23 protein-coding genes are annotated in these 21,110 nt (G+C 69.8%); 15 read left to right on the forward strand and 8 right to left on the reverse strand.

From position 1 onward, the window contains the following. Positions 1 to 365 (reverse strand): alternative ribosome rescue aminoacyl-tRNA hydrolase ArfB (arfB, locus tag DK459_RS28145; protein ID WP_233256883.1); only part of this gene is annotated, 365 nt, incomplete at its 3' end. 199 nt (positions 366 to 564) lie between these two features. Here arfB and DK459_RS28150 point away from each other — a divergent pair. The 4 genes from DK459_RS28150 to DK459_RS28160 all read left to right on the forward strand — a co-directional run bounded on the left by DK459_RS28150 (position 565) and on the right by DK459_RS28160 (position 3,401). Continuing rightward, positions 565 to 972: a DoxX family protein gene (locus tag DK459_RS28150; RefSeq protein ID WP_006385046.1), complete on the forward strand. Its 408-nt coding sequence runs from the start codon at positions 565 to 567 to the stop codon at positions 970 to 972. Between the two features lie 269 nt (positions 973 to 1,241). Continuing rightward, complete coding sequence (locus DK459_RS30880) at positions 1,242 to 1,400, forward strand: hypothetical protein (protein WP_006385045.1); 159 nt, start codon at positions 1,242 to 1,244, stop codon at positions 1,398 to 1,400. A gap of 32 nt (positions 1,401 to 1,432) precedes the next feature. After that, a complete protein-coding gene (locus tag DK459_RS28155) occupies positions 1,433 to 2,740 on the forward strand; it encodes a YXWGXW repeat-containing protein (RefSeq protein ID WP_110135206.1) in 1,308 nt (435 codons plus the stop codon). A gap of 121 nt (positions 2,741 to 2,861) precedes the next feature. Beyond that, entirely contained in the window at positions 2,862 to 3,401 is a 540-nt protein-coding gene (locus DK459_RS28160; protein ID WP_020927416.1) for a peroxiredoxin, read from the forward strand. A 119-nt stretch (positions 3,402 to 3,520) separates the two neighbouring features. Here the strand turns inward: DK459_RS28160 and DK459_RS28165 are convergent, their stop codons facing one another. Next, entirely contained in the window at positions 3,521 to 4,969 is a 1,449-nt protein-coding gene (locus DK459_RS28165) for a CoA transferase (protein WP_110135207.1), read from the reverse strand. Between the two features lie 294 nt (positions 4,970 to 5,263). Between DK459_RS28165 and phrB the strand changes: the two genes are divergently transcribed. Both phrB and DK459_RS28175 read left to right on the forward strand, forming a co-directional pair. Then, positions 5,264 to 6,682, forward strand: coding sequence for a deoxyribodipyrimidine photo-lyase (gene phrB / locus DK459_RS28170; protein WP_020927414.1), 1,419 nt, complete (start codon positions 5,264 to 5,266; stop codon positions 6,680 to 6,682). A gap of 161 nt (positions 6,683 to 6,843) precedes the next feature. Further along, positions 6,844 to 8,532, forward strand: coding sequence for a PAS domain-containing methyl-accepting chemotaxis protein (locus tag DK459_RS28175; protein WP_054443468.1), 1,689 nt, complete (start codon positions 6,844 to 6,846; stop codon positions 8,530 to 8,532). A gap of 16 nt (positions 8,533 to 8,548) precedes the next feature. Here DK459_RS28175 and DK459_RS28180 read toward each other — a convergent pair whose 3' ends face one another. From DK459_RS28180 to DK459_RS28190, 3 genes are read right to left on the reverse strand one after another with little or no spacing between them, the layout of a single operon-like run. Next, on the reverse strand, positions 8,549 to 9,256 hold the full coding sequence (locus DK459_RS28180) for a 4-hydroxythreonine-4-phosphate dehydrogenase (protein WP_024068676.1): 708 nt from the start codon (positions 9,254 to 9,256) through the stop codon (positions 8,549 to 8,551). 12 nt (positions 9,257 to 9,268) lie between these two features. After that, entirely contained in the window at positions 9,269 to 10,321 is a 1,053-nt protein-coding gene (gene pdxA / locus DK459_RS28185) for a 4-hydroxythreonine-4-phosphate dehydrogenase PdxA (protein WP_108913945.1), read from the reverse strand. After that, positions 10,318 to 11,469, reverse strand: a complete 1,152-nt coding sequence (locus tag DK459_RS28190) for a four-carbon acid sugar kinase family protein (RefSeq protein WP_054447650.1) — start codon at positions 11,467 to 11,469, stop codon at positions 10,318 to 10,320. The genes pdxA and DK459_RS28190 overlap by 4 nt, the downstream gene beginning before the upstream one ends. Positions 11,470 to 11,545: 76 nt before the next feature. Here DK459_RS28190 and DK459_RS28195 point away from each other — a divergent pair, with 76 nt between their 5' ends. After that, entirely contained in the window at positions 11,546 to 12,421 is an 876-nt protein-coding gene (locus DK459_RS28195) for a LysR substrate-binding domain-containing protein (protein WP_024068673.1), read from the forward strand. Positions 12,422 to 12,449: 28 nt separating this feature from the next. Here DK459_RS28195 and DK459_RS28200 read toward each other — a convergent pair whose 3' ends face one another. Then, the gene (locus tag DK459_RS28200) at positions 12,450 to 12,782 is read right to left on the reverse strand and encodes a hypothetical protein (RefSeq protein WP_020927408.1); all 333 of its coding nucleotides are present in this window, start codon (positions 12,780 to 12,782) and stop codon (positions 12,450 to 12,452) included. 226 nt (positions 12,783 to 13,008) lie between these two features. Here DK459_RS28200 and DK459_RS28205 point away from each other — a divergent pair, with 226 nt between their 5' ends. Together DK459_RS28205 and DK459_RS28210 are read left to right on the forward strand one after the other, a co-directional pair. Further along, positions 13,009 to 14,211, forward strand: coding sequence for an MFS transporter (locus DK459_RS28205; RefSeq protein ID WP_024068672.1), 1,203 nt, complete (start codon positions 13,009 to 13,011; stop codon positions 14,209 to 14,211). A gap of 15 nt (positions 14,212 to 14,226) precedes the next feature. Next, a complete protein-coding gene (locus DK459_RS28210) occupies positions 14,227 to 14,721 on the forward strand; it encodes a glutathione peroxidase (protein ID WP_006385320.1) in 495 nt (164 codons plus the stop codon). Between the two features lie 114 nt (positions 14,722 to 14,835). Here DK459_RS28210 and DK459_RS28215 read toward each other — a convergent pair whose 3' ends face one another. Continuing rightward, positions 14,836 to 15,303 carry an Lrp/AsnC family transcriptional regulator gene (locus DK459_RS28215; protein ID WP_006385319.1) on the reverse strand — a complete coding sequence of 156 codons (468 nt, stop codon included), beginning with the start codon at positions 15,301 to 15,303 and terminating at the stop codon, positions 14,836 to 14,838. A 122-nt stretch (positions 15,304 to 15,425) separates the two neighbouring features. On the opposite strand from DK459_RS28215, the gene DK459_RS28220 reads away from it, so the two are divergent. From DK459_RS28220 to DK459_RS28245, 6 genes are all read left to right on the forward strand, one after another. Next, positions 15,426 to 16,325 carry a DMT family transporter gene (locus tag DK459_RS28220; RefSeq protein WP_024068671.1) on the forward strand — a complete coding sequence of 300 codons (900 nt, stop codon included), beginning with the start codon at positions 15,426 to 15,428 and terminating at the stop codon, positions 16,323 to 16,325. A 126-nt stretch (positions 16,326 to 16,451) separates the two neighbouring features. After that, entirely contained in the window at positions 16,452 to 17,150 is a 699-nt protein-coding gene (locus tag DK459_RS28225) for a glutathione S-transferase N-terminal domain-containing protein (protein ID WP_026384946.1), read from the forward strand. A 12-nt stretch (positions 17,151 to 17,162) separates the two neighbouring features. Then, on the forward strand, positions 17,163 to 17,627 hold the full coding sequence (locus DK459_RS28230; protein WP_006385316.1) for a GNAT family N-acetyltransferase: 465 nt from the start codon (positions 17,163 to 17,165) through the stop codon (positions 17,625 to 17,627). Between the two features lie 40 nt (positions 17,628 to 17,667). Continuing rightward, the gene (locus DK459_RS28235; protein ID WP_006385315.1) at positions 17,668 to 17,943 is read left to right on the forward strand and encodes a lipoate protein ligase C-terminal domain-containing protein; all 276 of its coding nucleotides are present in this window, start codon (positions 17,668 to 17,670) and stop codon (positions 17,941 to 17,943) included. Further along, positions 17,940 to 18,716 carry a biotin/lipoate A/B protein ligase family protein gene (locus DK459_RS28240; protein WP_020927403.1) on the forward strand — a complete coding sequence of 259 codons (777 nt, stop codon included), beginning with the start codon at positions 17,940 to 17,942 and terminating at the stop codon, positions 18,714 to 18,716. Before DK459_RS28235 ends, DK459_RS28240 begins: the two co-directional genes overlap by 4 nt. A gap of 66 nt (positions 18,717 to 18,782) precedes the next feature. Continuing rightward, complete coding sequence (locus DK459_RS28245; protein WP_110135208.1) at positions 18,783 to 19,595, forward strand: RsiV family protein; 813 nt, start codon at positions 18,783 to 18,785, stop codon at positions 19,593 to 19,595. A 163-nt stretch (positions 19,596 to 19,758) separates the two neighbouring features. Here DK459_RS28245 and DK459_RS28250 read toward each other — a convergent pair whose 3' ends face one another. Continuing rightward, the gene (locus DK459_RS28250; protein WP_006385312.1) at positions 19,759 to 21,048 is read right to left on the reverse strand and encodes a Glu/Leu/Phe/Val dehydrogenase; all 1,290 of its coding nucleotides are present in this window, start codon (positions 21,046 to 21,048) and stop codon (positions 19,759 to 19,761) included. Positions 21,049 to 21,110 lie beyond the last annotated feature (62 nt).

A 21,110-nucleotide genomic window follows, 5' to 3' on the forward strand; every position in this document is an offset into this window, starting at 1 on the left:
TTGCGCTGCACCCGCCGCCGCTGCGAGGCCCGCGTGGGCTTGGTCGCCCGCCGCGGTTTCTCCACTTTCGCCGCGGCCCGCACCATGTTCACCAGCCGCTCGATCGCCTCGGCCCGGTTCTTGTCCTGGCTGCGAAACGACTGCGACTTGATGACGATCACCCCCTCCTTGGAGATGCGATGGTCGTTCATCGCGCAGAGCGCCTCCTGGATCTCGGCGGGCAGCGACGACGCCCGCACGTCGAACCGCAGATGCACGGCGCTCGACACCTTGTTGACGTTCTGCCCGCCCGCGCCCTGCGCCCGGATCATGGAGAACTCGATCTCGCGCTCGTCGATATAGAGAGAATCTTGGACGTGAAACATAGCGCGAGAGTATATAGGCCCCGACGGCGCGGCAACATGCGCCGGCCTGCCCGTCCGGGGCAAAAGCTTGATGGTCATCTTCCGGATTTGCAATAATGGCCCACCTTGCGCCACTTGGCGCGGGAACGGGAACCATAGGCTCGGCGTGCGCTCAAACCGGCGCATCGCATCCTCTCAACCACCAAAAGAGAAATCCACAATGATCAAATCCGACGACACCGGCAAGCTGGTTTTGCGCCTGACCCTCGGCATTCTGATTCTGCTCCACGGCCTGTTCAAGATCACCGGCGGCGGCGTCGGCGGCATCGCCGGCATGCTGTCCTCGCACGGCCTGCCCGGCTTCCTGGCCTACGGCGTCTACATCGGCGAAATCATCGCGCCCGTGCTGCTGATCATCGGCGTCTACACCCGCCTGGGCGGCCTGATCATCGCCATCAACATGCTGGTCGCCATCCTGCTGGCGCACACCGGCCAGATCGGCAGCCTGACCAACAACGGCGGCTGGGCGCTGGAACTGCAAGGCATGTTCCTGTTCTCGGCACTGGCCATTGCCTTCATGGGCGCCGGGCGCTTCAGCCTGGCCGGCAACGGCGGCCGCTGGAACTGACCGTTCCACCCCCCGCGCCAATCCGGAAGGCTGCCGCAAGGCAGCCTTTTTTCATGGTCCGGAGGGCCGGGCCGGCGGCGCCGGCCACGGTCGCGCCGGAACAATTGCTACGAACGACATCAACGGTCACGCCCGCGCAAACATCCGTCACCTGAAAGCTGTTTCGGAACCATTACAGTCCCGAACTCGCACCCGCAGACCATGGCCTAATCCCTACGAGCCCACAAAGGGCGTGGCACACGCCCCGTTGCTCGGCAGGAGATCCGACCATGAAGAAAACCATTTTGCTGATGCTGGCCATGGCCAGCGCCCTTACCGGTTGCGTGGTGGTGCCGGCCCGTCCGGCCTATTACCGGCCGGCTCCGGCCTACTACTATTACCCGGCGCCGCATTATTACTATCACGGCGGCTATTACCACGGCTACTGATGCCGGCCCTGCCGCCGCGTAAAGGACATGCCATGAATGCCACTTCCCGGATTCTCCGACCGCGTCCGCTGGCCGCCGTTCTGCTGATGACGGCCTGTGCCGGCGCGGCGGCGCAGACCTACGCGCCACCGCCCGCCCCGGCCGCGCCCGCCTATGACAACGGCGATCCCGCCAACGCCAACCTCGCGCCGCTCGACCGCAGTCCGCAACCGCCGCCGCCCCTGCCCGTCTATACCCAGCCGCCCGCCCCCGGCGATGGCTATATGTGGGTGCCGGGATACTGGAGCCTGAACCGCTACGGCTATTTCTGGGTGCCGGGCGCGTGGGTGCTGGCGCCCTACACCGGCGCGCTGTGGACCCCGGGCTATTGGGGTTTCGTGGACGGCGTCTATCTCTGGCATGCCGGCTATTGGGGACCGCATATCGGCTTTTACGGCGGCATCAACTACGGCTTCGGCTACATCGGCATCGGCTACGTCGGTGGCTACTGGAATCGTGACCGCTTCTTCTACAACCGCGCCGTGACCAACGTGAACGTCACGCGCGTGACCAACGTGTACAACCACACCGTGGTGGTCAACAACGTCGACAATCGCCGTATCAGCTACAACGGCGGCCCCGCCGGCATCCAGCGGCGCGCCGACCCGCGCGAGGTCGCCGCGCGCAACGAACCCCACCATCCGCCCACCGATGTGCAACGCGGCTTTGCGCGCGAGGCGGGCGGCAACCGCGCGCAGTTCTTCGACCACAACCAGGGCCGTCCGCCGCAAGCCTTCATCGACCATGCGCCCGGCCGTGGCGGTTCTCCCGCGGCCGCGCGCCCCGGCGCCGGCCCGGGGAATAACCTGGGAAATGGCCCGGGAAAGACGCCTGGGAATGGGCCCGGGAGCGGTCCGGCCAATCGACCAGGCAACGGTCCGGACAAGGGGCCGGCCGGTGCCACGCCCGGCGGTGCGCGCCCCGAGTTCAATCGCGGCGGCCCGCCGGCCGCCCAGGCGCCCGGTCAATCGCAGTCGCGCCCGCCGCAATCGCAGTCGCCCGGCCAGCCACAGTCGCGGCCATCGCAGTCGCCCAACCAGCCACAGGCCCGACCGCAGCAGGCCCAGCCCCAGGCGCGCCCGCAGCAAGCTTCGCGCCCCGGTCCGGCGCCCGACAACCTGGCGCAGGGCGCGCCACGCGAACATCGCGCGGCGCCCGCCAATCGCCCGGAGGCCCGGCCCCAGGGCAACCCGCAACATGGCGGCGGCCGCGCGGCCGGCGGCCAGGAAGCGCAACGCAGCGGGGGTGATCGCGGCGGGGGTGATCGCGGCGGCCCATCACGTGAAAGGGGCCGAGATTGACCGCGACGATGCGCCGCGCCGCCCGCCGGACTGGATTCCGGCGCACGGCGCGGCTACAGTGGTAAGGCCCGGCCCCGTCGATGTCCACGCGGCCCGCGGCCACCCGATACCCGGAGATCCCATGAAGCGCCTTGCCCCCCTGTTCCTCGCCTGCGGCCTGCTGGCCGGCCCCGCCGCCCACGCCGCCCTCGACGTCGGCGCGCCCGCGCCCGACTTCAGCGCCCAGGCTTCGCTCGGCGGCAACGTGTTCACCTTCAAGCTGGCCGAGGCGCTCAAGCAAGGCCCCGTGGTGCTGTATTTCTACCCCGCCGCGTTCACGGCCGGCTGCACCATCGAGGCCCACGATTTCGCCGAGGCCACCGACGAATACAAGTCGCTGGGCGCCACCGTCATCGGCGTCTCGGCCGACGATATCGACACCCTGAACAAGTTCTCGGTCAGCGAATGCCGCAGCAAGTTCGCGGTGGCCGCCGATGGCGACGGCAAGATCATGAAGTCCTACGATGCCGTGCTCGACGCCCGCCCCGACCGCGCGCAGCGCGTGTCCTACGTGATCACGCCGGATGGCAGGATCCTGTACGAATACACCAACATGAATCCCGAAGCCCACGTCAGCAACACCATGCGCGCGCTGCGCGAATGGAAGGCCGGCCGCAAGTGATTGGCTGAACGCGGCGGCCGCACCGGGGAGCACGTTCGGCTGCCCGGCAAGTATCCGCTGACCCGCAGCGACGCCCGGCAGGGAACGGCCGCCGACCGCGCGCTAAACCCTGCTCCGACTCAGTTGAACGGCCACACGGTCGGATGCGTGCCCGGCGGACTCGAAGGCCGGGTCCAGCGCGCCGGCGTCTGGGAGAACTGCGCCGCATGGCGCAACGCCACCAGCTCGCCGAAGCCCGACGGCTCGGTTTCGAGCAGGCCGGCGAAGCCCGGCATCGGACAGGACAGGCCGCCGTCGACGCGGCCGAGCGTGCGCAGCCAGTGCGCGGTCTGGGCCAGCGACACCCGCACATGCCAGCTGCCGCCCTCGGTGGCCTGGCGCGCCAGCGCCACCTGCGCGCCGAAAGCCATCAGGTAGCCCGAGGCATGGTCCAGGATCTGCATCGGCAAAGGCTTGGGCGCCTCCTGTCCGGCGGCGGCCGCTTCGGCCTGGTTGAAGCCGGCGGCGGTCTGCACCAATGAATCGAAGCCGCGGCGGTTGGCCCAGGGGCCGACGGCGCCATAGGCGGACAACGATACGTACACGATGCCGGGGCGCAAACGCGCCGCGTCCTGGGGGCCGAAGCCGAGCGCCGCCATGCCTCCGGGGCGGTAGCCCTGCACGAACACGTGCGCGCTGCGCAGCAGGTTGGCCAGCGCGATGCGGCCATCGGCGGTATCCAGGTCGGCCTGCACCGACAGCTTGCCGCGGCTGGTGTCGATGAGGTTGGCGATGTTGGGCAGATGCGGCGAGTTCACCAGCATCACGTCGGCGCCATAGGCCGCCAGCGCCCGGCCGCACACCGGCCCGGCGATGATGCGGGTCAGGTCCAGCACGCGGATGTCCTTGAGCGGACGCGCATCGTGCCCGTACTTGGGCAGCGGCCGCGGGTCGGCTTCGCCGATGCGCTCGATCGTCAGCAACGGCTGCGCCGCGATGGCCTGGCCTTGCGGATGGCGGTCCCATTCATCGAAGCTGCGCATGGCGGCGACCACCATGCCGGCATCCGCGGCCACCTGTTCGAAATCCAGCGCGCGCCAGCGTGCCAACGCCTGCTCGACCGCCTCGCGGGTCGCGCCGTCGCCGGTGGGACAGCCCAGCAGCGCCAGGGCGCCATCGCGGTGATGCGGGAAATTGGCGTGGATGCGCACCCAGCCGCCGTCGCCGCAGCGATAGGCCCCGGTGATGGGGTCGCGCGGGTCGGGCGCGACGCCGTTGATGGTGAAATGGCTGCGGCATTCCTGCGCCGCATGCAGCGTGTCGACACCGACCTGCTGGCGTTCGCCGCCGCGCAGATGCCAGATTTCCGCCGCCGCCAGCGCCGCCGCGGCCATGCTGGCCTGGGCCGCGGTGCCCACCGCGAACGAAGACGGCAACACCGGATCCGCGCCGGTCAACACCACGTGCTCGAGCGCTTCGTCGGGCAGGTCAAGCGAGCGCCACAATTGTTGCAGGACATCGCGCGACGTCCTGGCGGCGGGTGTGCGTCCTTTGAGGAAGGACGGGCGGAGATCCATCAAATGTCCCATATCGTCATTTTTTTGTTTGATCGTCAGATGAATTACATGGCGGCCGTGACGACGGCGTCAATACAGGGAAAGCGCCAGCGTGTTTCATGGTTTGACCGCCCGCCGCGCCCGATCCGGCGAGCTTTGGCTGTGGGACGCCGTCTCCATCGGCCGGTCCACGGCGCCGCGGTTCGTCACATCTACTCGTAGTTTTTACAAGGTGTGCGGCGCGGCCCGGGACGGCCTGGGTCCGCGGGATAGAATGCCAGCCTCGCCGCGCGCCTCCCGCCCGCTCTTTCCGGACCCACCGCCCGCATGCATACCCTGATCTGGCTGCGCACCGACCTGCGCCTGCACGACAACCCCGCCCTGGCGGCCGCGGCCGCTGAAGGCACCGCCACCGCCCTGTTCATTGCCGCGCCGGGCCAGTGGCGCCTGCATGGCGACGCCCCGGCCAAGGTCGACTTCTGGCTGCGCAACCTGCGCACGCTGTCGCGCGACCTGGCCCGGCTCGGCATTCCCCTGAAGCTGCTGACCGTGGATACCTGGGACCAGGTGCCCGATGCGCTGCCGCGGTTCTGCCGCGAACATGGGATCACGGCGGTCCACGCCAACACCGAATGGGCCGTGAACGAACGGCGCCGCGACGACGCGGTGGCCTGCCGCCTGGCCGAGGCCGGCATCGACTGGACCCTGCACCATGGCGCATCGCTGCTGCGTCCCGGCACCGTGGTCACCGGCAAGGGCGATTGCTACCGCGTCTACACCCCCTATGCGCGCGCCTGCCGTGAACGCCTGCGCAGCGCGCCGCCGCGCGCGCTGCCGGCGCCCCGGCCGCAGGCGGCCCCGGCCTGGGCCGCCGACCCGCTGCCCGAGGCCTTCGAAGGCTATGCGCCCGCCAGCGACGCCATCCGCGCGCTGTGGCCTGCCGGCGAGAGCGCGGCGGGCGCGCGCCTGGACGCCTTTGCCGACGGCGTCATCGACGCCTATCGCGACGAGCGCGACTTCCCCAGCCTGCCGGCCACCAGTTGCCTGTCGCCCTATCTGGCGGCCGGCGTGCTGTCGCCGGGCCAGGCGCTGCGCGCCGCGCTGGCCGCCAACCAGGGCGAACTCGAAAGCGGCAAGGCGGGCGCGGCCACCTGGATCAACGAACTGCTGTGGCGCGAGTTCTACCAGCACCTGCTGGCGGCGTGTCCAGCGCTGTCGATGCACCAGCCCATGAAGCCGGAAACCGCGGCCGTGCCGTGGCGCGACGCGCCCGACGACCTGCGCGCCTGGCAGCAGGGCCGCACCGGCCTGCCGATCGTCGACGCCGCCATGCGCCAGTTGCTGGCGCTGGGCTGGATGCACAATCGGCTGCGCATGGTGACGGCCATGTTCCTCACCAAGAACCTGTTGATCGACTGGCGCCTGGGCGAAGCGTGGTTCATGGCGCACCTGGTCGACGGCGACCTGGCGGCCAACAACGGCGGCTGGCAATGGAGCGCCTCGACCGGCGCCGATTCAGTGCCCTACTTCCGCGTCTTCAACCCGCTGTCGCAATCGCGCAAGTTCGATCCGCGCGGCGTATTCCTGCGCGAATGGCTGCCCGAGCTGGCGCACCTGGACGACAACGCCATCCACGATCCCAGCCCGATGGAGCGCGCGGCGGCCGGCTATCCCGCGCCGATCGTCGACCTGCCCCAAAGCCGGCTGCGCGCGCTGGAGGCCTTCGGCAACCTGCCCAAGGCCTGAGCGGCGGCCAAAATCGTCCATCACATCATGGCCGCCCCGGCTTGCGCTCATTTACGTTTCGTATAGTTTCAGAATGTTTTGACGTAGATCAACCCAGCGATATCGTCCGTCCCCGATGATCCGGCAGCAACACGCCCCGCCCATCACAGGACGAATGACGCATGCGCAATAACCAGCCGGTCTACGACAAGGAATACACGCTACACGACGAGCAGTACCTGATATCGCGCACCGACGCCCGCGGCCGCATCATCTACGCCAACCCGGCGTTCGTGGAAGTCAGCGGCTTCGCGCGCGAAGAACTGGTGGGCGCGGCCCACAACATCGTGCGCCATCCCGACATGCCCGAAGCGGCCTTCGAGGACCTGTGGCGCACCATCCAGCGCGGCGAATCCTGGACCGGCGTGGTCAAGAACCGCCGCAAGGACGGCGGCTACTACTGGGTGCTGGCCAACGTCACGCCCATCATCGAACGCGGCGAGACGGTCTGTTATGCCTCGGTGCGGGTCAAGCCGACCCGCGCGCAGATCGAGGCCGCCGACGCCGCCTACCGCAGCCTGCGCGACGGCAGCGCGCGCGGCTTCCGCCTCAGCCGCGGCCAGGTCAAGCCGACCGGCCTGCGCGGCGTGCTGGCACGCCTGAAGCTGTGGCGCCTGACCGGCGTGCGCTCGCGCATGCTGGCCTGGGCCGTGCTGGCCAGCACGCTGTTCCTGGGCGCGGCCGGCGTGGCGCTGTATGGCATGCTGGACCGCATGAGCACCGAGGAAATCGCCCTGGCGGCGGCCATGCTGGCGACCGGCGTGATCCTGATCTTCGCTTCGGGCTGGGGCTTTGCCCGCTCGATTTCCGGGCTGCTGGTCACCGCCACCGATTTCACGCGCCAGATCGCCGCCGGCAATCTCAGCACGCCCTTGCCGCCGGCCAGCATCCGCGACGAGATCGGCGCGCTGAAGTTCTCGCTGGAAGTGATGCGCAAGAGCCTGGTGAGCATCACGCGCGACGTGCACAACGGCATCGAGAGCGCGCTCACCTCGGCCGCCGAGATCGCCGACGGCAATGCGGACCTGTCGGCCCATACGCAACGCCAGGCGGCCTCGCTGGAGGAAGCCGCGGCCAGCATGGAGCAGTTGGCCTCGACCGTGAAGCAGACCGCCACCAACGCGCACGGGGCCGACCAGATGGCCAACCAGGCCTCGGACGTGGCCCGGCGCGGCGGCCAGGTGGTCGACGACGCGGTGCGGGCGATGCAGGGCATCGTGCAGAGCACCGCGCGCATCAGCGAGATCGTCGGCATCATCGACGGCATCGCCTTCCAGACCAACATCCTGGCGCTCAATGCCGCGGTCGAGGCGGCCCGCGCCGGCGAGGCCGGCAAGGGCTTCGCGGTGGTGGCCGCCGAGGTGCGCAGCCTGGCGCAGAAAAGCGCCACCGCCGCGCGCGAGATCAAGGAGCTGATCGAGGCCTCCAATCACAAGGTCGAGGACGGCGTGCGCCACGTCGAGCGCGCCGGCGAGGCCATGCTCGACATCGTCGGTTCGGTGCAGCAGGTGACCCAGATCGTCAACGAGATCGCGGCCACCTCCAACGAGCAGCACACCGGCATCGACAACGTCAGCCGCACCATCTCGGAAACCGACAGCGCCGCGCAGAGCAACGCGGCGCGCGTGGAACAGGCCAGCCGGGCGGTGGACAACCTGCGCACGCGCGGCGCGCAACTGCGCCACGCCATCGAGGTGTTCCGCATTGCCGGCGCGCAGACCGTGCTGCCCAAGCGCGCCGCGGCGCCGGCGGCGGCGTTGCTGCCCGCGTCGCGGCCGGCGCAGCCGTTGCTGGAACGGCGCGCCCAGTGACGCGCGGCGCGCGGCTTCAGGCCGCCGCGGCGGCGGCCTGGATCGCCGCAAGCTGGCCCGCCAGGCCCGCCTGCGCGGCGGCAAAGCGGCCGTCCAGCGCGGCCGTGCCGACCGTGAAACCGGCCGCTCCCGCACGGCAGGCCGCCTGGATGCGGGCCGGCGTATCGAGCGAGCCCGCCACGATCACCGGCCGCGCCACGCCGCACACTTCCCGCATCAGCGCCGGCACGTCGACATCGGCACGGTAGGCCAGCAGATCCAGGCCGTGCACGCCGGGCTTGGCGGCCAGTTGCCGCGCGCTGTGCGCGATCTGCCCGCGTGTGCCGCCCAGGATGCTGGGATGGCCATGGACGCGTCCCGGAAACGGGTAATAGCGGATGCGCGAGCCGGCCAGCAGCGCCAGCGCGTCATCCACATGCGTGCCGCCCAACAGGCAGTCCACGTCGAGTTCCAGCGCGGCGCGCACCGACGCCAGTTCGCTCTCGCGGTCCTGCGAGACCACCTCCAGATAGCAACGCGCGCCCGCCGCGTGGATGGCGCGCCGCAGGCGTCCCAGCACGGCCAGCGGCTGGCCGATGTCCTTGAAGCCGAGGTGGCGCACGCCGCTGGCCAGCGCGATGTCCAGGCAGGCATCGGCCGCGTCGATGGTGCGGTCGTTGCGGGTCAGCATGAAGATGAAGTCGGCGGGCATGCGGGTCGCGCCAGGGGCAATGGGTTCGATCATAGGTCGGGGCGCTTACGCGCGGTGGCCGGACGCGGCGGCGTCCGGCGGGTTGGCGGCCAGCCGCAAGGCATGGTCGATGGCGGTCTGCAGGCTGGCGGGATCGGCGATGCCCTGGCCGGCGATGTCGAACGCCGTGCCGTGGTCGGGACTGGTGCGGACAAAGGGCAGGCCCAGCGTGATGTTCACGCCCTGTTCCAGGCCCAGGTACTTGACCGGGATCAGGCCCTGGTCGTGGTACTGCGCCACCACCACGTCGAAACGGCCCTGGCGCGCCTGCATGAAGACCGTGTCGCCCGGCCACGGGCCGCTGGCATCGATGCCTTCCCGGCGCGCGGCGGCAATGGCCGGGGCGATGATGCGTTGTTCCTCGTCGCCGAACAGGCCGCCTTCGCCGGCATGCGGGTTCAGCCCGGCCACCGCCACCCGCGGCGCGGCGGCGCCCAGCGCGCGGCCGCCCTGGTGCGCCAGCCGGATCGCCGACAGTTGCGCGTCGAAATCGGCGCGCTCGATGGCCTGGCGCAGCGAGCAATGGATGGTGACCAGCACCGTGGCGATGGCCCCATTGGCCAGCATCATCGCCACGCGCGCGGCGCCGCCGCGTTCGGCCAGGATCTCGGTGTGGCCGGGGTACGGCACGCCGGCCGCGGCCAGCGCTTCCTTGTGCACGGGCGCCGTGACCATGCCCGCCACCCGGCCCTGGCGCGCCAGGTCGATGGCCAGGCAGATGGCCTGGTATGCCGCCTGGCCGGCGGCCGCGTCGATCCGCCCGAATGGCGGCGGCGCCGGCATGCGCGACGATGGCAACAGGCGGATCTCGCCGGCCTCCCATCCGGCCCGGATCCCGGCCACGTCTTCCACCACCCGCAGGCGGGCGGCCGCGCCCAGCGGCGCCAGCGCGCGCGCCATCACGCCGGCATCGCCGACGACGACGCAGCATTGCGCGTAGCGCGCCCGCAGCAGGGTCCTGGCGACGATTTCCGGCCCGATGCCGGCGGGATCGCCCATGGTGATGGCCAAGGGCAAGGCGGGCGCGGGCAGGCCGGCGCGCGCGGTCACAGGGTTCATCGGCACAGCAGTCTCCAGGCGGCATCGCGCAATGCGCCGGGCCCGCCAAAGCCGCCCGCCTTCATGGCGATCGACAACGGCTGGCCGGCGCACACGGCGGTCCCGGCGGGAAAGCCGGGCGCCAGTTCACAGGTCAAGGTAAGGGTGTCGATGGCCAGCGCGTCGAGCAGCGCGGCCAGCGTGTCGCCGCCGGTTGCGATCAGGCCATCGAAGCGATGCCGCGCCATGGCGCGCCCGGCCTGCGCCACCAGCGCCGCCAGGACCACCGCCGGTTCGGCTTGCGGCGAACGCGGTGCGCGCAGGCAGGCCAGCGTATCGTCACCCGCGATCTCGTCGGCCCGGGTCGCCAGGCGCGCGCCGGCCGCCCGCAGGGCCTCGCACTGCGCCTGGCTGGCCGGGTTGGCGCTGCCGACCACGACCAGCACGCGCGTCGCGCGGCGGGCCGTGGCGGCGGCGGTGATGGGCGCCTCCGCGCTTTGCGCCGCCAATGCCCGCGCCAGGCCGGGCGATCCGGCCCAAAGGCATGAACACCCCTGCCCCCAAAGCTGTGCCACCCGCGCATCCAGCGCCTGTTGCGTAGCGGCGTCCAGCACCAGCACGCGCGCGGTGGCGATCGCCGCGCGCAGTTGTATCGCGCTGGCGTCCTCGGGGATGACGCAGGCAGGCCCGAGGTCCGGGTCGATCAGGTCGAGCAGGCGCGCGCTGCGCGCCGGATGCACCGGATCGGCGCCGTAGGGGCTGGCATCCACCGGCACGCCATGCACGTACTGGATTCCCCCGCGCGTCACCCGCCCCGCCTCGGCAAAGGCCGGCGCCACCACCAGCAGCCGCCGGCCGCTGGCGCGCATGGCCGCCGCCAGTTCCGTCCGGACGTGGCCCCTGAGCGTCGAATCCATGGTCTTGTACAGGATGCCGCGCGCCGCCAGCGCCCGGGTGGCCTGCGCCACGAGGCGGCCGGCTTGCGCTTCGGGACGGGCGCGGCTGCCGGTGTCGATGGACAACACGGCGTGCGTCTGGTCGCCCGGCACGCCGCGATGCACCCGCACCGCGCCGAAACCGCGCAGGAATGGCGCGGCGCCATCGGCGGCGCTGGTGAGGTCATCCGCCAGGATGCCGATCGCCTGGCGAGGGTTTTCCGGTGAGTTCATATTGGTGATTAAAATGCATCTCACCCACCAGGAAAATCGATCATTTCTGACGATTATTCGTGATTAAAAGTCACCAATGAAGCCGACCCGCCGCCCCTCCCTGAACGATCTGCGCGCCTTCGAGGCGGTCGCCCGCCTGGGCTCGGTGCGCGCGGCCGCCGACGAACTGGCGCTGACCCACGGCGCGGTCAGCCGGCGCGTGGCCAAGCTGGCCGACGACCTCGGGCTGGCCCTGGTGGAACCCGCCGGCCGCGGCTTGCGCGTCACCGCGGGCGGCCAGTTGCTGGCCTCGACCATGCAGCGCGCGCTGGCGCTGATCCAGGACACCATCGACACCCTGCAGGCGCGCGATACGCGGCGGCCGCTGGTGCTGTCCTGCGAGCGCTCGGTGGCCATGCGCTGGCTGATCCCGCGGCTGTCGGCATTCCAGGACCGGCATCCGCAGATCGAACTGCACCTGTCGGTCGGCGGCGGCCCGCTGGACTTCGCCCGCGACCAGGCCACGCTGGCGCTGCGGCGCCTGGACTTCCCGGTGCATCCCGACTGGATCGTCACGCCGCTGATGGCGGAAAACATGGGTCCGGTCATGGCCCCGTCGCTGTTGCCCGCATTCCAGGCCGGCGACTACGTGGCGCTGTCCTCGCGCACCCGGCCGCGCGCCTGGGACGACTGGCTGAATCAAGCCCCGGGGCGGCCCGCCCCGCGCGCCACGCGCAGCCTGGATCATCATTTCCTGATGGTGGAAGCGGCCGCCGCCGGCCTCGGGGTGGCGCTCAGTCCGCGTATCCTGGCGCTGGACGACCTGCGCAGCGGCCGCCTGGTGGCGCCGCTGGATTTCACGCCCGACGGCTCCAGCTACGGGCTGATCGAATCGCGCGCCACGCCGGCGGGCGCGGCGCCGGCGCTGGCGGCCTTGAAGCAATGGCTGGTCGACGCCGCGGCCGACGCCTGAGCGGCGCCGGGCCGGGCCGACCGGCGTGTCATGGGGCGACGGCCGCGTCCTTGTCCAGGCGCTTCATGAACACCAGCAGTTCCTTTTCCACCTGCTTGTCGCCGCGCGCCTGCGCGGCCTTCAGGCCAGCCTCCCAGGCCTCGCGCGCGCCGGCCTTGTCACCCCGCCCCAGGCAGGCCTTGCCCAGCCACTTCCAGGCCACCGAATAGGCGGGATCGAAGGCGAGCGAGGCGCGTAAGTGCGTTTCGGCATCGCCAAAGCACTCCTGTTCGGCGTAGGCCTTGCCCAGCGAGAATCGCAACAACATGTTGTCGGTGCCCTTGGCCAACATGGTTTCCAGACGATCGATCATTTCCCGCATGGCCGGCCTCCTTTGCGCCGCTTGCGCTGACTGCGATGGCACATGATAGGCCGCGGCCCACGCCGCGACGGCAATAGCCCCGCGGCGCGCGGGGATAGCATCGCAACACGGGCATACCCGTAACGCCGACAGGGATTTGCGGCGGCGCGCGCGCGGCTGCTCTAAAATTCGCGCTCCCTTCCCTGTCGCCGCGGCCCCGAACGCCCGGCCCTCTCGCCAGTTTTACATGCCCCTGCATCTCATCGCGCTGGCCGCCGCCGCCTTCGGCATCGGCACCAGCGAATTCGTCATCATGGGGCTGTTGCCCAACGTCGCCACCGACCTCGACGTCAGCATCGACATCGCCGGCCTGCTGATCACCGGCTACGCCATGGGCGTCGTGATCGGCGCGCCCATCATGGCCATCATTACCGCTCGGCTGCCGCGCAAGGCCACGCTGATCGGCCTGGCCAGCACCTTCGTGCTGGGCAACCTGCTCTGTGCGCTGGCGCCGGGCTACGGCACGCTGATGGCCGCGCGCGTCTTCACCGCCTTCTGCCATGGCGCCTTCTTCGGCATCGGCGCGGTGGTGGCGGCCGACCTGGTGCCGCGCCACCAGCGCTCCAGCGCCATCGCGCTGATGTTCACCGGCCTGACGCTGGCCAACGTGCTGGGCGTGCCGCTGGGCACCGCGCTGGGCCAGGTGGCGGGCTGGCGCTCGACCTTCTGGGTGGTCAGCGCCATCGGCCTGGCCGCGGTGGCGGCGCTGGCGGCCTGGCTGCCCGGCCGCATCCCGATGCAACCCGGCAACATCCTGCGCGAATTCCGCGTGCTGCGCGACGTGCGCGTGCTGTGGCCGCTGCTGGCCAGCGTGCTGGCCTCGGCCGCGCTGTTCTGCGTGCTGACCTACATCGCGCCGATCCTGCGCGACATCACCGGCGTGTCCGAACGCGGCGTGACCGGCGTGCTGCTGCTGTTCGGCGTCGCGCTCACGGTGGGCAGCACGCTCGGCGGCAAGCTGGGCGACCGCAACCTGGAAGTGTCGCTGCGCCGCATCTTCCTGGGCCTGCTGCTGGTGTTCCTGGCGCTCAGCCAGGCCATCCACGCGCTGGCGCCGATGCTGGTGATGACCTTCATCTGGGGCACGCTCGGCTTTGCCGTGGTGCCGCTGCTGCAGACGCTGATCGTGGACCAGGCGGCCGAGGCCCCCAACCTGGCCTCGACGCTGAACCAGGGCGCCTTCAACCTGGGCAACGCCGGCGGCGCCTGGCTGGGCAGCCTGGCGCTGGGCCACGGCCTGCCGCTGACCGATCTGCCGTGGATGTCGGCGGCCATCACCGCGGCGGTGTTGCTGCTGACCCTGTGGGGCACGCGCTACTATGGGCGCCACGCCGGGATGACGCAGACGCCGCCGGCCGGCGCGCTGGCTTCGTCCCGTTCCGACGCCTGACCCCTGGGAGCCCGCATGAGCACGATCTACGATTTTTCGGCCCGCGACATCCACGGCGCCGACCAGCCGCTGGCCGCCTACCGCGGCCGGGTCCTGCTGGTGGTGAACGTGGCCTCGAAATGCGGCTTCACGCCGCAGTATTCGGGCCTGGAAGAGCTGTACCGCGCCTTGCGCGATGACGGCCTGACGGTGCTGGGCTTTCCCTGCGACCAGTTCGGCCGCCAGGAGCCCGGCAACGAGGCCGAGATCCTCGACTTCTGCACCACGCAGTACGACATCACCTTCCCGCTGTTCGCCAAGATCGACGTCAACGGCGCCAACGCCGACCCGCTGTACCGCTGGCTCAAGGGCGAGAAGCCCGGCGTCTTCGGCACCGAGGGCATCAAGTGGAACTTCACCAAGTTCCTGGTGGGCCGCGACGGCCAGGTGATCAAGCGCTACGCCCCCACCGACACGCCGGCCGGGCTGAAGGACGACATCGTTCGCGCCCTGGCGGTCCCCGCCGCCTGATTCACCCTGAGGCCGGCTGCCGTCCGCCCGGCCATCCCGGGTCCGGGGCCGGCCACTGAAGCGTCACGCCCGCCGCCCTGCTCCCCCAACCAGGCACGCATCCCGCCGCGCCGCTCAACGCAGCGGCGGCAGGCGGCCGCGCACCGTGTGCGCCTTGACGATGGCGGTGTTGGTTTCGGCGAATTCGGTCACGCGTTCCAGGATGCCGTCCAGGTGCGAGATCGAACGCAGCACCATGCGCGCGAAGAAGCAGTCGTCGCCCGTGACCTTGTCGCACGCCACGAATTCCGGAATCTCCTGGATCAGCCCTTCGACCCGCCGCAACTGCCCGGGCAACGGCCGGATGCGCACGATCGCTTCGAGCGTATAGCCCAGCGCCACCGGATCCACGTCCAGCGTGTAGGCGCGGATCACGCCCGATTCCTCCAGCCGCCGCAGGCGGTCGGCCACGCTCGGCGCGGACATGCCGACCTGGCGCGCCAGGTCGGCGGTGGTGGTGCGCGCATTGGCCGTCAGCATCTCCACCAGGCGGCGGTCGATGCCATCGAGAACCGGGTTTTCAATTTTTAGGTCATTCTGCATAAATTCCACCCGAACGAAGGTTGAAAGGCAAAACTGCCGCAGCAACATCATATAACCAGCCCGATCGGCCTGGGATAATTTCTCCATCGAATCAAGGGCCGAACGGCCCGCAGGAGCCTTCCATGTCCCCCTCATCCGATCGCGTTGGCCTGGCCCAGATGGCCGCCGCCATGACCCTGTCCGGCACCCTGGGCGTGTTCGTCCTGGAATCCGGCCAGAGCGCCTGGAACGTGGTGTTCTTCCGCTGCGTCTTCGGCGCCGTGTCGCTGTTCCTCTACTGCTGGGCCCGTGGCCTGCTCAAGCCCGGCCTGTTCACGGCCCGCACCCTGGCGCTGGCGCTGGCCGCCGGCGCCGCGCTGGTGCTGAACTGGGTGCTGCTGTTCTCGGCCTACCGCCTGGCCTCGATCTCGCTGGCCACCGCGGTCTACAACGTGCAGCCCTTCTTCCTGATCGGCCTGGGCGCGCTGTTCCTGGGCGAACGCCCCACCCGCGGCAAGCTGGCGTGGTCGGTGATCGCCTTCGCCGGCCTGCTGCTGGTGCTCAAGCTCACCGACCACAGCGGCGGCGGCGCCTACCTGTCGGGCCTGCTGCTGGGGCTGGGCGCGGCGGCGCTCTATGGCATCACCGCCGTCATCGTCAAGCGCCTGAAGGGCATCCCGCCGCAGGTGCTGGCGCTGGTGCAGGTGACGCTGGGCGCGCTGATGCTGCTGCCGATGGCCGACTTCCAGGCGCTACCCACGGCCCCGCTGCAATGGGGCTACCTGGTGGCGCTGGGCCTGGTCCACACCTGCCTGATGTACATCCTGATGTACTCGGCGATCCAGAAGCTGCCCACCACCTCGACCGCCGCCCTGAGCTTCATCTACCCGGCCGTGGCGATCCTGCTGGACCTGGTGGTGTACGGCCACCGCATGGACGCCACCCAGGTGCTGGGCGTGGCCATGATCTTCCTGGCGGCCGCCGGCGTCAGCCTGAACTGGCAGTGGCGCCTGCGCGGCGGCGCGCGGCCCGGCGCGGCCTGACCCTGAAGCACGAGCCAAACCCGCACCGCGCCCCCGGGTATTCGGCCGCGCGCCCGGGGCGCCGCTATCATGGGCCTTCCGATCCGCCGGCAGTGGCCGGCGGCGCCAAGACGCTGAGGAATCCCCATGATCGATCTCTATTACTGGACCACCCCGAACGGCCACAAGATCACGATTTTCCTGGAAGAAGCCGGACTGCCGTACGAGATCCACCCGGTCAACATCAGCAAGGGCGACCAGTTCAAGCCCGAATTCCTGGCCATCGCGCCCAACAACCGCATTCCCGCCATCGTCGACCAGCAGCCGGCCGACGGCGGCGCGCCGCTGTCGCTGTTCGAGTCCGGCGCCATCCTGCAGTACCTGGCCGAAAAGACCGGCCGCTTCCTGCCCGCCGATCTGCGCGGCCGCGCCGAGGTCTCGCAATGGCTGTTCTGGCAGATGGGCGGCCTGGGCCCCATGGCCGGCCAGAACCACCACTTCTCGGGTTACGCGCCCGAGCGCATCCCCTATGCCATCGAGCGCTACGTCAAGGAAACCAACCGCCTCTACGGCGTGCTGAACAAGCGCCTGGCCGACCGCGAATTCGTCGCCGGCGACTACTCCATCGCCGACATGGCGTCCTACCCCTGGATCGTGCCGCACGCCAAGCAGGGCCAGGACCTGAACGACTTCCCGCACCTGAAGCGCTGGTTCGACGCCATCGCCGCGCGCCCGGCCGTGCAGCGCGCCTATGCGCTGGCCGACAAGGTCAACACCGCGCCGTCGGTCAGCGACGAGGAATCGCGCCGCATCCTGTTCGGCCAGACCGCCCAGAACGTGCGCTGAGCGGAGGCCGCCATGACCGACTCCCCGCTGCGGTTCCGCCGCGCGCGCGTGGGCGACCTGCCCGAGATCGTGGCCATGCTGGCCGACGACGAACTCGGCGCCAAGCGCGAAGATCCCTCGATTCCGCTCAACCCCCGCTACACTGCGGCTTTTGCCGCCATCGAGCAGGACCCGAACCAGTACTTCGCGGTGGTCGAGCGCGACGCGCGCCTGATCGGCTGTTTGCAGTTATCGTTCATACCCGGCCTGTCGCGGCTGGGCCAGTGGCGCGGACAGATCGAAAGCGTGCGCATCGCCTCGTCGGCGCGCGGCCAGGGCCTGGGACGCGCCATGTTCGAGTGGGCCATCGAGCAGTGCCGCGCGCAGGGATGCGCCATGGTGCAGCTGACCACCGACCGCGCCCGGCCCGACGCCCGCCGCTTCTACGAAAGCCTGGGTTTCGTGGCCAGCCATGACGGCATGAAACTGAGCCTGTAGCGCCGCCCCCGGCGCCAGGCCTGATACACAAGGAGCGCCCATGCACGGCGAATACAAAGTCCCCGGCGGCAAGCTGGTGGTCGCGGACCTGGAAGTCCGCGACGGCCGCCTGGCCGACGTCCGCATCAGCGGTGATTTCTTCCTGGAACCGCCCGAGGCGCTGGAAGCCATCAACCGCGGCCTGAACGGCCTGCCGGCCGACGCCGGCGAACTGGAACTGGCGCTGGCGGTGCAGTCGGCGCTGCCGCCCGACACCGAAATGTTCGGCTTCTCGGCCGAGGCCGTGGCGGTGGTACTGCGGAGGGCGCTGGCATGACGCGCACCGACTGGAACGACTACGACTGGCAACTGATCCACGAAGCCCCGCAGCGCCCCGCGCTGCACATGGCGCTGGACGCCGTCATCACCGATGAGGTCGGCGCCGGCACGCGCCCGCCCACCCTGCGCATCTGGGAATGGTCGGCGCCCGCGGTCGTGATCGGCCGCTTCCAATCGCTCAAGAACGAAGTCGATCCCGAAGGCGCCCGGCGCCACGGCATCGAGGTGGTGCGCCGCGTCAGCGGCGGCGGCGCCATGTTCATCGAACCGGGCAACAGCATCACCTATTCCCTCAGCGCGCCGCAGGCGCTGGTGCACGGCATGAGCTTCCAGGAAAGCTATGCCTTCCTGGACGCGTGGGTACTACAAGCGCTGCAGGGGCTGGGCATCAAGGCCTGGTACCAGCCGCTCAACGACATCGCCTCGGACATCGGCAAGATCGGCGGCGCGGCCCAGGCGCGCCGCGCAGGGGCAGTGCTGCACCACGTCACCATGTCCTACGACATCGACGCCGATAAAATGGTGGAAGTCTTGCGCATCGGGCGCGAGAAACTGTCGGACAAGGGCACCACCAGCGCCAAGAAGCGGGTCGACCCGCTGCGCACCCAGACCGGGCTGGCGCGCGAGGTCATCATCCAGCGCATGGTGGACACCTTCGCCAGCCTGCACCGGCTGACGCCGGGCCAATTGGGCGCGGCCACGCTGGCCCAGGCCGAGACCCAGGCCGCCGAAAAGTTCTCCACGCCCGAATGGACCGCGGTCGTCCCCTGAGGCGCCGCGGGTTTGAGTCGGACGGTCGCGCCCGCGCGCGCGGCCGGGTTTTCTGGAGGTAGTTCAATGCGTCTTCCCCGCAAGCCGCGCGGCCTGTCCGCCGCGGGTCTGGGAGCCGTCCTGCTGGCCCTGGCCGGCTGCGGCAGTTCGCCCCCCGCCAACATCACCCTGGACTCGCCAACGGCCGGCACGGCCACGCCCGAGAAGATCGGCGACCTGGCCACCGAGCGCATCAAGTGGGCGTCCAACAAGCCCGACTGCAAGGGCGACTGCCCGCGCATCGAGATCGACAGCGTGGCCTTTCCCGGCATCCCGAAACTGAGCGCGCTGGTCGACCACGTGCTGGCCTACATGACGGGCACCGACGCCAATCGCCGCGGCCCGTACGAGACGCTATCGGAATACACGCAGTATTTCTGGTCCACCGCGCGCCCGCGCGACGCCACCTACTTCAAGGCCAGTGTCAAGGACACCGTGGGCGACATCGTCTCGATCGAGCTGCACACCGAGCAGTTCCTGACCGGCGCCGCGCACGGCATTCCCGCCACCCAGTACCTGAATTGGGAGCGCAGCCGCGGCCGCGTCATGGCGCTGGACGAGGCCCTGATCCCCGGGCGCCGCGCCGAATACGTCGCCGCCTTGCGCCAGGCGCACGCCAAGTGGCTGGCCGGCAATGCGGACGCCAAGCGCGACCCGGCCGCCTACAACAAGATGTGGCCGTTCCAGGACAGCGACAACTTCGCGCTCACGCGCGACGGCATCGTGGTCAAGTACGACGCCTACTCGATCGCGCCGTACTCGCATGGCGAACCGGAACTGACCATCCCCTACGCCGACCTGCGCGGCATCCTCAAGCCGGAACTGCTGCCGAAGTCGTGAGGACCAGCGCGCTCCGACCGGCGGCGCCGGTGGCCGCCATCCCGCCGTAAGCAACGCGTCCCGCCAACTCCGCGGCCCAAAATGGATACCGCCCCTGTCGGGGCGGTTTTCCTGTCTTCCTCGGCTCCTCCGCGCGCCGGGCCGGGCCCGGCGCCAGAAGGACTTACGGGTACAGGCCGCGCACCTGGCGGGCCTGCAGGATGCGCGTGCAAGCCACGATGAACGCGGCGGTGCGCAGCGTCACCTTGTGCTCCTTGGCCACCAGCGCGATCGAGGCATAGGCCTCGCGCATGATGCGTTCCAGGCGCTGGTTGATTTCGTCCTCGCTCCAGAAGAAGCTGGAGAAGTCCTGCACCCATTCGAAGTACGACACCGTCACGCCGCCGGCGTTGGCCAGCACGTCCGGCACCACGTACACGCCGTGCTCGAACAGGATGTCGTCCGCTTCCGGGGTGGTCGGGCCGTTGGCGCCTTCCACCACGATCTTGGCGCGCACCTTGGCGGCGTTGTCGGCGGTGATCTGGCTTTCCAGGGCCGCCGGGATCAGGAATTCGGTTTCGAGCGTCCAGAACTCGTTCTTGTCCATCGCCTGGCCGCCGGAGAAGCCGCCCACGCCGCCATGCTGCGACACGTGCGACAGCAGTTTGTGGACGTCCAGGCCGGCGGCGTTGTGCACCGTGCCGGTGTGGTCCTGCGCCGCGATGACCTTGGCGCCGGCTTCATGGAACAGGCGGGCGGCAGTGCCACCCACGTTGCCGAAGCCCTGCACCACCACGCGCGCCTTGGACACGTCGATGTTCAGGTCGCGCGCGGCTTCGCAGCCGACCACGAACACGCCGCGACCGGTGGCCTCGACGCGGCCCAGGCTGCCGCCCAGCGCGATCGGCTTGCCGGTCACGACGCCGGTGGCGGTCGAGCCTTCGTTCATGGAGTACGTGTCCATCATCCAGGCCATGGTCTGGGCGTTGGTGTTCACGTCAGGGGCGGGAATGTCCTTGGACGGGCCGATGATGACGCCGATTTCCGAGGTGTAGCGGCGCGTCATGCGCTCGATCTCGGACTGCGACAGCTTGCGCGGGTCGACGCGGATGCCGCCCTTGGCGCCGCCGTACGGCAGGTTGACCGCGGCGTTCTTGACCGACATCCAGGCGGCCAGCGCCATCACTTCCGACAGCGTCACGTCCTGGTGGAAACGCACGCCGCCCTTGCCCGGACCGCGCGAGGTGTTGTGCTGCACGCGATAACCCTCGAAGTGGGCCACGCTGCCATTGTCCAGCTCGATCGGCACATCGACGATCAGCGAGCGCTTCGGACGCTTCAGGGTCTCGACCCAGCGCGCCAGCGAACCGAGGTACGGCGTGACCCGGTCGACTTGTTGCAGGTAATTACCCCAGGGGCCGAGTTCGTCGGCATTCAGATAAGACGGCAAGGCATGGGTGGGAGTTTGAGACATGAACATGCTCTCCTGACAAAGTTGCGCCATTTTATCCATATCCTTATTGTGTCCCCATATTT

This window comes from Achromobacter sp. RW408 (genome assembly GCF_003184165.1).
Classification (GTDB): domain Bacteria; phylum Pseudomonadota; class Gammaproteobacteria; order Burkholderiales; family Burkholderiaceae_B; genus Achromobacter; species Achromobacter xylosoxidans.